The 15,898-nt window shown below is 60.6% G+C and carries 13 protein-coding genes; 6 read left to right on the plus strand and 7 right to left on the minus strand.

Going from position 1 to position 15,898, the window contains the following annotated elements:
- Window positions 1–6 precede the first annotated feature (6 nt).
- Window positions 7–1,656 carry an FAD-dependent monooxygenase gene (locus M0D66_RS29190; RefSeq protein WP_266212348.1) on the minus strand — a complete coding sequence of 550 codons (1,650 nt, stop codon included), beginning with the start codon at window positions 1,654–1,656 and terminating at the stop codon, window positions 7–9.
- Window positions 1,657–1,945: 289 nt separating this feature from the next.
- Between M0D66_RS29190 and M0D66_RS29195 the strand changes: the two genes are divergently transcribed.
- From M0D66_RS29195 to M0D66_RS29205, 3 genes are all read left to right on the plus strand, one after another.
- Window positions 1,946–2,410, plus strand: coding sequence for a MarR family transcriptional regulator (locus M0D66_RS29195; protein WP_308112715.1), 465 nt, complete (start codon window positions 1,946–1,948; stop codon window positions 2,408–2,410).
- A 114-nt stretch (window positions 2,411–2,524) separates the two neighbouring features.
- Window positions 2,525–3,094, plus strand: a complete 570-nt coding sequence (locus M0D66_RS29200; protein WP_266212349.1) for a TetR/AcrR family transcriptional regulator — start codon at window positions 2,525–2,527, stop codon at window positions 3,092–3,094.
- A gap of 16 nt (window positions 3,095–3,110) precedes the next feature.
- Window positions 3,111–3,998, plus strand: a complete 888-nt coding sequence (locus tag M0D66_RS29205) for an SDR family NAD(P)-dependent oxidoreductase (protein ID WP_244179235.1) — start codon at window positions 3,111–3,113, stop codon at window positions 3,996–3,998.
- A gap of 70 nt (window positions 3,999–4,068) precedes the next feature.
- Here the strand turns inward: M0D66_RS29205 and M0D66_RS29210 are convergent, their stop codons facing one another.
- Both M0D66_RS29210 and M0D66_RS29215 read right to left on the minus strand, forming a co-directional pair.
- On the minus strand, window positions 4,069–4,398 hold the full coding sequence (locus tag M0D66_RS29210; protein ID WP_266212350.1) for a ferredoxin family protein: 330 nt from the start codon (window positions 4,396–4,398) through the stop codon (window positions 4,069–4,071).
- Window positions 4,395–6,041, minus strand: a complete 1,647-nt coding sequence (locus M0D66_RS29215) for an FAD-binding protein (protein ID WP_266212351.1) — start codon at window positions 6,039–6,041, stop codon at window positions 4,395–4,397. Before M0D66_RS29215 ends, M0D66_RS29210 begins: the two co-directional genes overlap by 4 nt.
- A 214-nt stretch (window positions 6,042–6,255) precedes the next feature.
- Between M0D66_RS29215 and M0D66_RS29220 the strand changes: the two genes are divergently transcribed.
- Window positions 6,256–7,101 carry a Crp/Fnr family transcriptional regulator gene (locus M0D66_RS29220; RefSeq protein WP_266212352.1) on the plus strand — a complete coding sequence of 282 codons (846 nt, stop codon included), beginning with the start codon at window positions 6,256–6,258 and terminating at the stop codon, window positions 7,099–7,101.
- Window positions 7,102–7,250: 149 nt separating this feature from the next.
- Here M0D66_RS29220 and M0D66_RS29225 read toward each other — a convergent pair whose 3' ends face one another.
- From M0D66_RS29225 to katG, 4 genes are all read right to left on the minus strand, one after another.
- Entirely contained in the window at window positions 7,251–8,561 is a 1,311-nt protein-coding gene (locus M0D66_RS29225; protein WP_266212353.1) for an MFS transporter, read from the minus strand.
- A 182-nt stretch (window positions 8,562–8,743) separates the two neighbouring features.
- Complete coding sequence (locus tag M0D66_RS29230; protein ID WP_308112717.1) at window positions 8,744–10,285, minus strand: aldehyde dehydrogenase family protein; 1,542 nt, start codon at window positions 10,283–10,285, stop codon at window positions 8,744–8,746.
- Entirely contained in the window at window positions 10,245–11,216 is a 972-nt protein-coding gene (locus M0D66_RS29235) for an amidohydrolase family protein (protein ID WP_266212354.1), read from the minus strand. The genes M0D66_RS29230 and M0D66_RS29235 overlap by 41 nt, the downstream gene beginning before the upstream one ends.
- 432 nt (window positions 11,217–11,648) lie before the next feature.
- The gene (gene katG, locus M0D66_RS29240) at window positions 11,649–13,898 is read right to left on the minus strand and encodes a catalase/peroxidase HPI (RefSeq protein ID WP_093632832.1); all 2,250 of its coding nucleotides are present in this window, start codon (window positions 13,896–13,898) and stop codon (window positions 11,649–11,651) included.
- A gap of 526 nt (window positions 13,899–14,424) precedes the next feature.
- Between katG and M0D66_RS29245 the strand changes: the two genes are divergently transcribed.
- Together M0D66_RS29245 and M0D66_RS29250 are read left to right on the plus strand one after the other, a co-directional pair.
- Window positions 14,425–14,727, plus strand: coding sequence for a helix-turn-helix transcriptional regulator (locus tag M0D66_RS29245; RefSeq protein WP_093632833.1), 303 nt, complete (start codon window positions 14,425–14,427; stop codon window positions 14,725–14,727).
- Window positions 14,728–14,821: 94 nt separating this feature from the next.
- The gene (locus M0D66_RS29250) at window positions 14,822–15,883 is read left to right on the plus strand and encodes an alkene reductase (RefSeq protein WP_266212355.1); all 1,062 of its coding nucleotides are present in this window, start codon (window positions 14,822–14,824) and stop codon (window positions 15,881–15,883) included.
- The last annotated feature ends 15 nt before the right edge of the window (window positions 15,884–15,898 follow it).

Genomic DNA, 15,898 nt, shown 5'->3' on the forward strand with positions numbered 1-15,898 from the left:
GCTCGGTCAGCCGCTGCTGATCGAGCCCATTGCGCGGTTTGCGTTGCTATGTCCTGTCACCTTCGCGGCGAGATCATCGACGGCCTGCGGGAGCCGATCTCCGCGCCACGCGACATGCATGTCGGGCCGCACGAGGATCAGGTCGCGCTCATAGACGGTGCGAAGCGCCGAATCCGCGAGCACGAGCACATCGAGCGGCGCGCCGAGCGTTTCGAACGCGGCGAGCAGCGGGCTTGCATCATGCCTACCCGCCGTGTCGATCAGCGTGTAGCGCGCCGGCCGCAGCCGGTCCTGGACCGCGCTTCCGTCCTTGAGCCACATATGGGGAAGCCGCGCGCCCGGCCATGTGGTGGGAAGATAGGCCCGCAGATCGTGCTGCGGCCCTCCCGGTACATTGTCGATAACAGGCGAATCCACATAGCGATAGCCCAGTTCCGCGCCGATCATCTCGTTCGACTTGCGCTGCTCCACGTTCGCCACAACGGCCAGGTGAGCACGAGCAGTCGTGCCTTCGGGCGTGTCGTCTCCGATCTCCGGGCGTACCTCGGCCAGCCAGGCGCGATACCCAAGCGACGCGTAACGCGATGCGCCGACGACCCGCTCGCCAATCTGGCGCCGTTCGACTTCATAGGAGGCCAGCAATCCCGGGCCGCCCCACCCTTGCAGCGTGGCGGCCAGTTTCCAGGCAAGGTCGGTGGCGTCGCCAACGCCAGTGTTCATGCCGAGACCGCCCGTAGGAATCACGAGGTGCGCCGCATCGCCCGCGAGAAACACCCGTCCTTTTCCATAGCGTTCGGCCAGCAGCAAATTCTGCCGCCATTCCGCGCAATACAGCATCTCGTAGGGCAAGGCAACGCCGATGATCCGCTCGAACATCCGCCGCATCTCGTCATCGCTTTCGACGGCGGAATGAATCGTCCAATGTCGTGTGGAATCCTGCATGATCATGAACGTGGGAGGTCCGCCCGCCATCAGGTAGTGCCGCCCCCGGCTCGGTCCGTTGCCAATCGGAAGCTGCTCGTAGAGTTGCTCGCAGTAAAACAGGCCCTGTCTCAGCCGCGCGATGTCGCCCTCGCCTTCCAGACGGATGCCCAGTTGCTTACGCACGGAACTCGCACCACCGTCGCAGCCCACGAGGTAAGCGGCCTTCAATGTTCTTCTCGCACCGTCGGCGGCATTGACCGCCACCAGAACACCATCGTTCTGCTCGGTGAATTCCAGAAACGTCGTGCTCCGCATCACCGTGACGTCCGGCAATTGCTCGGCCACCTCAAGAAGAAGCGGCTCTAGTGTGTACTGCGAGATCAGCTGATAAGGTTCGAGCGGAAGGCTGCCGTCGTGGCTCTCGTGCGTGAGCGCGCGAGCCTCCGCCACCGAGGGATAGGGCAAGCGCAGAATCGCAGGCTCCGCCATGGAGCGGATGATCTGGATGTCCATGGGGACGTCTTCGGGCATGCCGGCCGCCCGGATGCGATCCGCGATATCAAGCCGCCGGAAGATCTCCATGGTCCGCGCGTTGCAACGCTCCATCTTCGGCAGAAACTGCGGCTCCGCCTTTTGCTCGACGAGCGCACACGCTATACCGCGCTTGCCGAGGTCGATCGCAAGTGTCAGTCCTACCGGGCCAGCGCCGACAATGATGACTTGAGTGTCCAAATCCGATCTCCGTTCGTATAGATCGTCACTGCAATTATTATTTTTATTAGCAATGCCAATGAAGTGATTGAAAGACCAACGTTGAATCTTTCATGTCCAGCCAGGATCGTTCGATCCGACTCCTCCCTCACGTCTGCACCAGTTCAGCGTATGACGCGTTGCTCACCCGGAACGAGGCGGTCTATCCGAATTCACCCGGGTAACATTTATTTGATTTTTCAATTACATTTGAAGTGGAGTATAGTTGATTTGTCAAATATACGTACCCATGTAAACCCGCAACCTACCGATGACCATGAAGACACCGAAGCGACCGCAAGAACTCGAACAGGCGATTCCGTTCCTGCTGACACGGGCCGGAGGCCGGATGGGAAACGCCTTCGCGAAGGCGCTGAAACCGTTCGGCCTGAACCTCAGCGAGTGGCGCGTCTGTGCCTCGCTGCTGTACGTTCCGCACCAGACCTTGTCTGAACTATCGGTGCATGCGACATCGGATATTTCCGCGCTGTCGAGGATCATTGATCGTCTTGAAAGCCAGGAGCTGGTCAAGCGCGAGAAGAGTACGACGGACGGACGATCAATCAGGATTGTCCTGACGAGCAAGGGCGACGAACTGGCGCTGCGCATCGTCCCGGTCGCGAAGCAACATGAGTCGGTGATACTGAGCGGTTTTACGGCAGACGACGTTCAGGTGCTGCGCGCCATGCTGCTCAAGGTGTATGAAAACGCCGGCGCGCTTGATGACCTTGTTTAACCCGACTCGATCGCGACCGACGTGTCGCTCTTCTTCCATCTGCCGATCGGTGTTCATCTCGAAAAGTGGTTATAATTGAGCGCGTAATCACTCTATTTTTTCTTCAGACATACGATGGCACGTCCTTTGAGTCCGGAAAAACGCGGCGCCCTGCTACTGTCCGCAACGCAGACCGTTGCTGAACAGGGCGTGCTGGCCACCACGGCGGGCATCGCCAAGCGCGCCGGCGTGGCAGAAGGCACCCTGTTCACCTACTTCGAGAACAAGGACGCGCTGTTCCAGGAACTCTACCTGCACCTGAAGCAGGATCTGGCCAGATCCGTGATGCCGGACTATCCACACGAGGCGGGCTATCGCCAGCGCATGCAGCACGTCTTCGAGCGCTATGTGAATTGGGGGCTGGCCAACGCGGCTGGGCGCTTCGCCCTCTCGCGGCTTTCGGCTTCCGGCCACATACTCGACGACACACGGGCACAGGGAATGGGACCGTTTCTGGCGATATCCCAGATGATGGAGGACGCCGTGCGCGATGGTGTGCTGGTTGATGCCTCGATCGCATTTCTTTCGTCCATAATCGAGCACATCGCCGACACGACGATCGAGTACGTCGACAAGCACCCCGAGAGCGCCGAACGTCACTTGCAACTCGGCTTCCATGTCGCCTGGCGGGCAATTACGGTTTAAAAATTTTCGACCATTATTGAGCGCGTACGCGCTCATTATTCGTAAGGAGGACGGTATCATGGCAAATCAGAAGTGGTTCATTACCGGCGCGTCCGGCGGTCTCGGACTCGCCCTCACGGAAAAAGTACTGGCCCAAGGGCATCCTGTGGTTGCAGCCGTGCGGCGTGTCGAAGCGATGCAGGCGCTGAAGCAGGCCCATCCGGATCTGCTCCAGGTGGAGTCGGTTGACCTCGCCGATCACGAACAGGTTCGGGCCGCCGCAGCGCGCCATTCCGATGTCGACGTGGTGGTCAACAACGCGGGCGGCGCCGTGATCGGCGCGATGGAGGAAATGAGCGAGGCCGATATCGAGCAGCAGATTGCGCTAAATCTGCTGGCGCCTATCCACGTCACTCGCGCCTTCCTCGGCGCGCTGCGCGCCAGGAAACGCGGCACGTTCATCCATGTCACCAGCGTCGGCGGACGTGCGGCCTTCCCCGGAGGCGCGCTGTACCACGCCGCGAAGTTCGGTCTGGAAGGTTTTGCCGAAGCGGTGAGCCAGGAAATCGCCGAGTTCGGTATCAAGACCATCATCATCGAACCAGGCTCCATGAGGACCGACTTCGTGGCCAATATCCGCTGGACCGCAGAACTCGATGAATACAAGGACAGCGTGGTTGGCAAGCTGCGCCGCTGGATCGCGGAAAACGGCGACGCATACGCTTCGGGCGACCCCGTGAAAATGGCCGACGCCATCTATACGGTCAGCCAGATGCCGGAGCCGCCGCTGCGCACTGTCCTCGGCGGCGATGCCTATTCGGTGCTGGAGGCCGGCTACGCCGGGAGTCTGGCCAAGCTGCAGGCGCAAAAGGACATCGCAGAGTCCGTGATGTTCGAGGGCAAGGCCGGCTTCGTGCCCGGGTGAGCGATACCGCTATCCCTTTGATGAGGGGTACGGCGTTTCGTCGAAGCTATGGCATTGCTGCCGTCGTTCATCAACGGATAGGCGTCAGTAGTGCGTAGCTTGCGTCAAGTGCGGCGGTAGAGGTGCGCCCTGGACCCCAGCCGAGTGCTTCGCGATAGCTGCCGAGGCGCACACCGTGCGGAAGGCGTGCTTCGTCTACCATGACGGAGGCGTCGGCCTGCGGCGCGACGAACAGCGCATCCGCCGGACAGTACAGCTCGCACATGAAGCAGGTCTGACAGTCGTCCTGCCTCGCGATCCGCGGAATGCCACCCTCCACCGCCTCGAACACATTCGTGGGACACGCGCGCACGCAGATATTGCATCCCGTGCAGCGCGATTCGCTCAAAATTTCAATCATGCATGGGCTCCTTGATGTTCAGTTGGCGCCAATCCCGTGTCTACCTCCTTCCTGCGGACCCATACGTCGTCGAGGCCTCCACTGATCAACCTGTGACGCTGCCCGACATCGATCGACTTATATTCCGCGCGTCGATGCATGCCGCGCGTCTCGGTACGTACCTGCGCGCTGCGATACATCCAGCGCGCGGTCGCAACCATCGCCGCCGCCTCTCGCGCACGCACGGCCTCGTGTGCGCCGCGTGCCGGCGCGCTGGCGCGCAAGCTCGCCCACAGTGTGTCGAGGCGGCCCAGCGAATCGTCCAGCAGGTCCCCGCTGCGCGTCCAGTTACGCTCATACGGGAACACCTCGTCTTGCACGGCCTTCACGACGCTCGCGCTGTCAAAAGCCAAGTTGTGCGATGTGTCGCGCAAGCCGACATCGCCCGCGCAATAGAGTCTGCCGGTCCCGGCGCGACGCTTCGCGAGCGAGTGGTCAGCGGCACCGGCGCCCGCCCAGAAACCCGACGACATCGCCCATGCTGCGTTATGGCTGCCGCCTCCGGTGAACCCGCCGCAAATCATCTCGCGTGTCGCGGCGTCGCCTGACGCATAGAGACCTTCCACCGACGTCGAACAGTCGCGACCCGTGACGTGCAGGCCACCGGTTCCGCGAACCGTCCCCTCTAACCTGAGCGTTACCGGGAAGTGCTGGGTGAAGGGATCGATGCCCAGCCGGTCGAAAGGTACGAAGAAGTTCGGTTGCGCCGTTCGCATCCACGCGCGAACCTGTTCGTCGGCGTGATCGAGGCATGCGAACACGCGGCGCGTCTGCAGCTCACGCGCGATGATGCTGCGCCCGAATGCCGAGCCCGCTCCCTCGAGCTTCACGCCCTGTTCGTCGTAGAACGTCGCCCACTTGTAGAAGAGCGATTTGGTGACCGAAGCGAATGCCGGACCAAGCCCATACGCATTCGAGAACTCCATGCCGGACATCTCCGCGCCTACTTCGGCGGCCATCAGATGGCCGTCGCCCGTCAGCACATTGCAGCCGAGCGCACGGCTCTGAAACGCGCAGCCGCCCGTCGCAATCACCACGGCCTTCGCGCGCACGACCCACGTGTCCCCGCTCTGGCGCTGCACGCCGCGCGCGCCGGCAACCGCGCCGCCTCCATCCACGAGTAATTCGAGGGCTGGGCTGTGATCGAGGATGCTTGCACCGCTCTCCTTCACGCGCTTGCGCATCAGCCGCATATAATCCGGCCCCTGTAGCGATGTGCGCTGCTCCTCGCCATTTTCGTCGACGGGAAATGGATAGCCCCATTCCGCAAGTTGGTGGACGTTCACCCAGGTTTGCTCAAGCACACGATCCATCCATTCGTGTTCCGCAAGCTGGCCTCCCAGATCAAAACGGCTCTGTTTCGCCCGCTCACGTGTATCGCTCTGCGGCGAGACATACCAGATCGCGGTGCCTGACGGCGCCGTCGCGCCCGATGTCCCGCAGAAGCCCTTGTCCGCGAGCACGACCTTCGCCCCCCTCGCAGCAGCGCCAATCGCGGCCCAGGTGCCGGCCGGACCACCACCGATGACCAGCACATCGACATCATGACGCGTAGCTGCGGTTGCATCGTCCAGCGCGCCGCCGCTCACAATCGGTTGACTCATGTAAAACTTCTCCCATTAGGGCGAGGTCCAGATGGCTCTCGTTCCAACGTCCCGCCGGCTGACATCCGGCGCTCACAAGAAAACGTTCCTAAAGCGGCCCTGCACCCATGCCGCGATACACGTTTATCGTTTATCGTTTATCGCTCGAGACATTTCATTCACACAGCTCGCGTTTATCGATACTCGATTCAAACCTCTCGAACCGGACTGCCGCATGCAAGGTGCACCGCAAAACCTTTCCCCTGTCGACCGCGCTGAAGATATCTCCGCCAAAGCAGCGGCAAATCTGCCATTGCAGTCGAGCGGCCGCGATCTGTCACGTAAGCAGCGGGAAATCATATGGACTGCGTTCCGTAACCATGAGGCCCTGAGCGCGTGGCCCGAAGCTGTCCTCGACGCCCTCGTCGAAGCTGGCTCTCTGCGCACGTATGCAGATGGCGAGCTGATCTATCTCGCCAACGATCCCTGCACCGATATCCACATCATTCTTTCCGGCATGCTTGAATGGGGATGGCCAAGCACTCAGGGCATTCGGGCCGTCGAGACGTTCATCCCGCCAGGCGAGCTGGCCAATCTGACCGCCGTGATGACCGATCAGCGCTCCATTCACAACCAGCGGGCGCGCGGACTCACCCGACTTTTCCACATTCCCGCCGATGCGTTGAACGCCGCACTCGAACGCGATCCAACCCTCACCGCAAGCCTGCTCCGGCTACTCGCCACGCGTGCACGCCACCTTCACGACTGCCTCGGCAATCTTGGTTTGATGTCGTTTCGCGCGCGCCTCGCGGGCCATTTACTTGCGCTCGGCAAACGCTACGGCCACACCGATAACAATGGCGTGACGCTCGGCATACGTCTGTCGCAGGAGGATCTGGCTGCACTGCTCATGGCCTCGCGCCAGCACGTCAACAAGGAACTGCGCTGGTTCATAGACCGGCAACTCGTGCGCATCCGATACGGCCGGATCACTCTGGTCGATACCGCCGAACTCGAGTCCATTGTCAGGCAGCCCCCCGCCCATTCGATTGAACCGTTCGAGCCGCACCGCTCCGTTTGAGCAAGCGCACGCGATCGTTACCGGTACGACCTGTCGCCGTCGTATTCGAACGATGACGGGGTCATTATCCAGGCTGACCGATTAGGTAATCTGTCGTTGACACGACAGTGCTTTGCTGTTTTTCTTTTATCTAAATCTGTCGCAGCACATTAGCACTCAACGCAATCGATCCGATTTCTCGCCGAAGCACGGCTAAGAAGAACAAGCATCAAACACGATGCCAACGCGGGCACCGCAGCCGCGACAAACAACGCGGTATTCGACCATTGCAGCCTGATCAGTTGTCCGGCCACCACAGGACCGATAATCGAGCCCGCCCGGCCGATTCCCAGACTCCAGCCAACCCCGGTGGCCCGCAACGAGGTGGGATAGAGCGTCGCGGTCAACGCGTTGACCGCCGGCTGCCCACCGACGATACAGATTCCGCTTATCAGCACGACGGCATAGCGCAGCCCCGTCGATAGATCGGGGAGACCGACAGATGCCACTGAAAATGTCGCCACCAGAAAACTGAGCGCCAGCACACGATAGAAGCCGAAGCGATCCATTAACGGACCCAGCAGCAGCGCACCTGCAGTACCGCCGATCTGCAATGAAGTGCCGATGAGCACAGCCGTCGCCACCCCATGACCAACTCGCAAGGAAAGCATCGGAAGCCAATTCGACAGGAAAAAAAGATCAAGCAGATTCGCGAAGTTGATCCCCCATAGCAACAACGTCATCGTGCCGCGACCATGGCGAAAGAACTCGCCAACGGAGGCCTTCGCTTGCGGCTGCCCGCGAACGGCGAAGCGGGTCCCGGGCGCGAACTGGACGCTCGGCGCAATTCGCCCGAGCCACTGAACCACCTTCTCCAGGTTGCGCTGTTTGACCACCAGCAGTTGGAGCGATTCCGGCAGATACCTCGCCATCGGGACGGCAATGAGCAGCGGCAATACACCGCCAACGAAGAACACCGATCTCCAGCCCATCGACGGAAGCAAGGCTGCGCAGAGAAGTCCTCCAGCAATGGCCCCACCCGTGAAGCCACACGAGACCCAGGTCATCAGTGATGCCCGATATTTCTGCGGACTGTATTCGCTGACCAGCGCGATAGCGTTACCCATCACGCCGCCGATACCGAAGCCGGTCAGGAACCGAAGGACAAGAAATTCCGGCACACTCTGAACCAGGGTGGTACCGAGCATGCATAGCCCATAGAAAACAGTCGCGCCAATGAGCACCGGCCGACGCCCCGCACGATCGGCCATGGCGCCGAGAACGATGGAGCCCGCGAGCATCCCCAGCAAGCCGGCGCCGAAAATCGGGCCGAGCTCGGCCGGGCTGATGCCCCACGCACGGACAATCGCAGGCGCGACAAAACCCATTGTCTGCACATCGAACCCATCCATCACCACTGAGCAACCGATCATCACCATGATCCATTTCTGGAAGGTGCTCAGTGGCTGGCTATCGATCAACGCGCCAATGTCGACGATCGAAGCAGGCGCCTTTTTGACTCGCTGCACAGTATCGGGGGTCACGCTTCACCTCGCTCCGTTTGCGCATGAAATCGTGCGCCAATGGGTCACTGCTGTCTTCTCGACGTTGCCGGGCGACGCGACTCCGTGCGCGTATGCGGCTAGCCCGGCACAACAGCTTTCTAGAACGGATAAGCCGGAAGTTCGTCGCGGCTCGTCACCCACTGCCATTCCGTAAACTGGTCGATGTTGGTCAGCGTGCTGTAGTTATGCCCGTTGCCTGACAAACCCAGACCGCCCATCGGACCAAACACCTCGTGCATGACCGTCTGATCATTGATGTGGACGATGCCCGCATGCAGCCGGTCCGCAATCCGTTGGGCGCGACGCAAATCCGAACAAGCCACTGCCGCGACCAGGCCATACCGGTTCTGATTGGCGAGCGTTACCGCCTCGTCATCGTTCTTGAACACGGTCACCGCGGCGACGGGACCGAAAATCTCTTCCTCGAACGCGGGCATCCCAGGCGCGACGTCTACCAAAACGGTCGGGTTAAAAAACAGTCCGTCGCGAGTCCCACCGGCGAGAAGCTTCGCGCCCTTGCTCACAGACTCAGCAACGATGCGATCGACGTTTTCAGCCTGCCGTTCATTGATGATAGGACCGAGATGGACATTGCCCTTGAAAGGATCGCCAACCGATAGCGCTTTGGCGCGTCTGACGAGGCTTTCAATGTAGGCGTCGGCAATACGTTCGTGAACGAGATGCCGGCCCGCGGACATGCAGACTTGCCCTTGATGCAAAAACGATCCCCACGCTCCCGCGCTCGCCGCAGCTTCGACATTGACATCATCAAGCACGATGTAGGGATTCTTGCCGCCGAGTTCGAGGCTCGCTCGCTTGAGCAAGCCGCCTGCTACTGCGCCGATCGCTTGCCCTACCCGTGTGGATCCCGTGAAGCTGATCATGTTGACAAGCGGATCCCGGACCAGCGCATCACCGGTTTCCGCTGCACCGGGAAGAACATGGAACAATCCCTCGGGCAGCCCCGCTGCCTCGAATAGCCGCGCATACAACACGCCGCCGCTAACCGGCGATTGAGGGTCGGGCTTGAGCAGCACTGCATTGCCGGTGGCCAACGCCGGAGCGATGGCGCGCGCCGCTAGAATGAACGGAGAATTCCATGGAGTAATAACGCCGACCACGCCCATTGGAATTCTGCGCGCTACGCTATGCCGCTCCTTAACGTCGCTTGTCGTGATCATCCCGGTTGGCTGGCTGCCCAAGGCCGCCGCTTCGAGAATCTCGCGTATCGCCAGCTTCACCTCCAGTTGCCCCTTTGGCCGTATCGACCCAGTTTCGCGGACAATCTGAACAGCGATCTCCTCTTTGTGAACCTCCAGCAAACGGGCGACCTCGCGCAACACATCCCCTCGCTGAGGCCCTGGCGTCGCGGCCCAGGCGCGTTGCGCTTCAGTCGCGATCGCGGCAGCGGCGGATACGTCGGCAGCCGATGCGCAACCAATCGATCCCATTTCCGCGCCGGTCGCCTTCTCGGTCACCGGGATCGTACCCGCGCCTCCGGTCTTCCATCCGCCGCTATAGATTCTGTTACGCCATACATCTGCTGGCGCCAATTGAGTCAATTGAGTCACGGACATTCGATTTCTCCTATTCCTCGCATCATTCAAGACCGAACAAACGCTGTGCGTTTTCCCGTCCAATCTTCACGCGATCCGTTTCGCTGATCGAGCATGTGTCGAACCACTGGGACGCCTCGTCATGCGTTTCGAACGGATAGTCGACCGAATACATGATCCGGTCGCTGCCCATTTCGAGCATCGTGGACAGCAGCGTCTGGGTTCTGAAATTCCCGCTCGTCGTGACGTAGACATTCTCCCGGAGGTATTCGCCCACGCTGCGCTTGCAGGGCAATCCCCGTGGCGCCTTTTGAAGAATGTGGTCGACGCGCCAGATGTTGAACGGAATCCCCTCGCCGAGATGGCCAAGAATCATCTGCAACTCAGGATTGCGGTCGAAAAGACCTGACGTCATCAGTCGCAGTGCGTGAGTACTCGTCTCAACCGCGAACGCCCAGGTCGCGGCGGTCAACCACGGAAAGCCATCGTAGATCGGTTCACGGGACGGCAACGGATCGCGAGGATGCATATAGAAAGGCTTGCCGAGCGCCGCCGCATTTGTCCAGAAGTCGGTGTACTGCGGGGCATCGTAGTACACGACATTTTCCGCATCGCCCACCTGGGAAAAGCCATTCACCATGAAGCCATGGAATCCGAGATCCTTCACGCTTCGCTCGAGTTCACGTGCCGCCGCTTCGGGGTCCTGCATAGGCAACGCGGCAAATCCACCCAAACGGGTTGGATGGCGGCCAACATGTTCTGCGAGGACATCGTTAGCCCGGCGCGCGACATCGATCGCCTGCTTGATGTCCGGGATACCCTGAATGCCCGGCGAGTTGAGCGACAAGATTGAATACTCGGTTCCGCCCTGTTCCATCCGCTCGAGTCTCTGCTGCTCGATGTCCATCAGATTGGACTTCAGCATTTCCCAAACGGGCGCAGGCGCATAAATCTTCGACTGCTCGATAGTGAGGTCTGTCGCAAAGTGTTCCTCAAGTGCAATCTTGTTTCTCATTGATCTGCTCCAATTCAAGGCATCGCAACCTCATCTGCAAAGGAGAGATGAGGTGCATCACACGGGTTTGTCCCAGAGGCTAATTTATTTGATTTTTCAAACATGTTGGGACCGAGTGTACTTGATTTTTCAAATATGTGCGCACCGCGTAAACCCTGAATCGACTGACTGAAACCTGCAAGCAATCCACGGTCGAGCCGCGGACCAAAGTGGGCCGCTACGAAGCCTAAGGAAGGGGGAAGACGATCATGCAGGCTGATGTAATGACGCGAATATTCGAGTCATTCAGGCTGCACGGTATGGCATGGGCAAAAAAAAACGGTGCGGCTCCGATATAACCGGAGTCGCACCGCGACATGCAGAATTACCTTCGCAAGCTGAGGCAAGGTTCCATCAGGGTTGCAGCAACCCTGACGGAACCCGCACACCTGCTCAGGCGAGGTCGAAGCGATCGAGGTTCATCACCTTGACCCACGCAGCAACAAAGTCGCGAACGAATTTCGCCTGCCCGTCCTCGCTTGCATAGACTTCGGACAGCGCCCGCAACTGAGCGTGCGAACCAAACACCAGATCGACACGGCTACCGGTCCACTTCACCTCACCGGTTTTGCGGTCGCGCCCTTCGAACACGTCACGGGAGACCGGTTTCCATTCCGTACCCATGTCGAGCAGGTTGACGAAAAAGTCGTTGGTCAGCGTTTCCGGACGCTTGGTGAAGACACCATGCGAATCCTGCCCGCTCTGGACCTTCAGGGCGCGCAAGCCGCCGATGAGTGCCGTCATCTCGGGTGCGGTTAGCGTCAACAATTGCGCCTTGTCGATCAGCAACGCCTCAGCCGGGACACTGTACTTGCCCTTCAGATAGTTGCGGAAACCATCGGCAACGGGTTCAAGCGCGCCAACGGACTCCACGTCGGTCTGATCCTGCGACGCGTCCGCGCGTCCCGGCGCAAACGGCACGGTCACCTGATGGCCGCCGTTTTTCGCGGCCTGCTCGATGCCGGCGCTACCGGCCAGCACGATCAGGTCGGCCAGCGACACCTTCTTGCCGGACTGTGCGCCGTTGAACTCGCTCTGGATCCCTTCGAGGACCTTCAGTACCTTCGCCAGCTGCTCGGGCTGGTTGACCGCCCAGTCTTTCTGCGGAGCGAGGCGAATGCGCGCACCGTTGGCGCCGCCGCGCTTGTCCGAGCCGCGGAACGTGGATGCTGACGCCCAGGCCGTCGACACCAGTTGCGAAACGGACAGCCCTGACGCCAGAATCTTCTGCTTGAGCGAGGCGACGTCCTGATCGTTCACCAGAGCGTGGTCGACTGCCGGAATCGGATCCTGCCAGATCAGTTCTTCAGCAGGCACTTCCGGTCCAAGATAGCGGACGCGCGGTCCCATGTCGCGGTGAGTGAGCTTGAACCATGCACGGGCGAAGGCATCGGCGAGCTGGTCTGGATTCGCCAGGAAGCGCCGCGAAATCTTCTCGTAGGCGGGATCGAAGCGCAGCGAGAGGTCGGTGGTGAGCATCGTCGGCCGCTGCTTCTTCGAGGCATCGAAAGCGTGCGGAATCGTTTCGCCGGCATCCTTGGCGACCCACTGGTTGGCGCCGGCGGGGCTCTTGGTCAGTTCCCATTCGTACTTGAACAGGTTCTCGAAGAAGCCGTTGCCCCACTTCGTCGGCGTGGTGGTCCAGGTGACTTCCAGTCCGCTGGAGATCGCGTCGGCGCCCTTGCCGGTGCCGAAGCTGCTCTTCCAGCCCAGCCCCTGGTTCTCGAGGTCTGCAGCCTCGGGTACCGGACCCACATTGTCGGCAGGACCGGCGCCGTGCGTCTTGCCAAAGCTGTGGCCACCGGCGATCAGCGCGACCGTTTCCTCGTCGTTCATGGCCATGCGAGCGAAGGTCTCACGGATGTCATGTGCCGCGGCGAGCGGGTCAGGATTGCCGTCGGGACCTTCCGGGTTGACATAGATCAGGCCCATCTGCACGGCGCCCAGCGGGTTTTCCAGGTTGCGCCCGTTGTCGTCGCGGCTGACTTCGCTGCCGTGCAGTGCTGGATCGGCCACGATCACGCCTTCGCCCTCATTGCCGGCAGCGCCCTTGCCGTAGCGGACATCGCCGCCCAGCCAGGTCTTTTCGTTGCCCCAGTAGACGTCCAGGTCCGGCTCCCAGGTGTCGGCGCGACCGCCACCGAAGCCGAAGGTCTTGAAACCCATGGTTTCGAGCGCGACGTTGCCGGTCAGGATCAGCAGATCGGCCCAGGAAATTTTCTGACCGTACTTCTGCTTGATCGGCCACAGCAGGCGGCGAGCTTTATCGAGGCTGACGTTGTCCGGCCAGCTATTGAGCGGCGCGAAACGCTGCTGGCCACGCCCGGCGCCACCGCGGCCGTCGCCGATGCGGTACGTGCCGGCACTGTGCCAGGCCATGCGGATGAAGAATGGACCATAGTGGCCGAAGTCTGCCGGCCACCATTCCTGCGAGTCGGTCATCAGTGCCGCAAGATCCTTCTTCACCGCGGCGAGATCGAGGCTCTTGAACGCCTCGGCATAGTTGAAGCCGCTGTCCAGCGGGTCCGACTTGCTGGAGTGTTGGCTAAGCAGATCCACCCGCAGCTGCTTTGGCCACCAGTCACGGTTGGTCGTGCCACCTCCGGCAGCATGATTGAACGGGCACTTTGCATCGTTAGACATGCACTATCTCCTTGGGGAATATACCCACTACCAGTTCTTCCACGGCGTCTGGCTTCTACGGTGCATCGCCGAACCAGTGCCGTCGGGCGGTCGGGGAATCACATGATGGACTCTTTTTGATGTACTGGCACTGTCACCCGACGCGCATAGTCTTCGTCCGATGATGGACGTCGTGGCGTGTATTGGACCAGGATGGGTCCGCGTCGGCAGGCCTACTGCACATAAAAATATATGTGAGAGCGGCCATCAACAGAATGCGATTTTTGCAATGCTATTGATAGATCGTAACTATAACGTGACAGATGCCTTACATATTTGCCGTCATGTGCGCCGTCCCGCGCCGTAGGAAGTGCAGGCTTATTTGTGCGCCGACATCTATCGACCCCATAGCGAGTAGTGGCTTCAAGCATATCGTCAAATTCCGATATATGATTCGTCTTGTAGCGATGCAGATGCATGGCCGCTAGCGTGTGCCACGCCTGCCTGTTGTTGACGATCTGAAGTTGATGCCCTGAAACCGACCCACATGACGCTCGATATCGACGCGATTCACAAAGCGCTCGCCAACCCTGTACGGCGGGAGATTCTCGGCTGGCTGCGCGAGCCGTATGCGCATTTCTCCGACCAGGAGCTCCCGCTCGACCACGGCGTGTGCGCGGGCAAGATCGACGCGCACTGCGGCCTGTCGCAGTCCACCGTGTCGGCGCACCTTGCCGCGTTGCAGCGCGCCGGTCTCGTTACGTCGAAGCGGGTCGGTCAATGGGTGTTTTTCAAACGCAATGAGGCAGTCATTCAAGCCTTTCTCGAGCACATGAACAGCCAGCTCTGAGCGCTTCATCCGCATCGCCGCGTTTTTTCGCTTATTTCATCATGCAGTTTTTTTAAGGCCGGGGCCACGCGCCCGCCACCTAAGGTGAACTCATATGCCGACTCTTTTTGACCCGCTCCAGATTGGCGACATCACGTTGTCGAACCGCATCATCATGGCGCCGCTCACGCGCCAACGCGCTGAAGAAATCCGCGTACCGAACGCGCTGATGGCGAAGTACTACTCCGAACGCGCCACGGCAGGCCTGATCATCAGCGAAGCCACGTCCGTTACGCCGCAAGGCGTCGGTTACGCCGACACCCCGGGTATCTGGTCGCAGGAGCAGGTGGAAGGCTGGAAGATCGTCACGAACGCCGTGCATGCAGCCGGCGGCAAGATTTTCCTGCAGTTGTGGCACGTCGGCCGTATTTCGGACCCGCTGTTCCTCAATGGCGAACTGCCGGTTGCGCCTAGCGCCATCCCGGCTCAAGGCCACGTGAGCCTGGTGCGTCCGGAGCGTCCGTATGTGACGCCGCGCGCACTCGAACTCGACGAAATCGCGGGTGTGGTCGAAGCGTTCCGCAAGGGCGCCGAAAACGCGAAGGCAGCAGGTTTCGACGGTGTGGAAGTGCACGGCGCGAACGGCTATCTGCTCGACCAGTTCCTGCAGGACAGCACCAACAAGCGTACCGACACCTACGGCGGCCCGGTCGAAAACCGCGCCCGCCTGCTGCTCGAAATCACTGACGCCTGTATCGACGTCTGGGGTGCGAACCGTGTCGGCGTGCACCTCGCACCGCGTCGCGACTCGCACAACATGGGCGATTCGGATCCGGCAGCCACATTCGGTTACGTGGCACGCGAACTCGGCAAGCGCAAGATCGCGTTCATCGCCGCCCGCGAAGCACTCGGCGACGACCGCCTCGGCCCGCAACTGAAGAAGGCATTCGGCGGCCCGTACGTCGCGAACGAAAAGTTCACCAAGGAAACCGCGCAGCACGTACTCGACGCGGGTGAAGCGGACGCGGTGGCGTGGGGTCAACTGTTCATCGCGAATCCGGATCTGGTGCGCCGCTTCGAGACGAATGCGCCGCTGAACAAGCCGAATCCGGCAACGTACTATGCACGTGGCGAAACTGGCTACGTGGATTATCCGACGCTGGAAGCAGTGGAATAAGGCGTTCGGTTCATG

Source organism: Paraburkholderia sp. SECH2 (assembly GCF_030464795.1).
GTDB classification, from domain to species: Bacteria; Pseudomonadota; Gammaproteobacteria; order Burkholderiales; family Burkholderiaceae; genus Paraburkholderia; species Paraburkholderia aspalathi.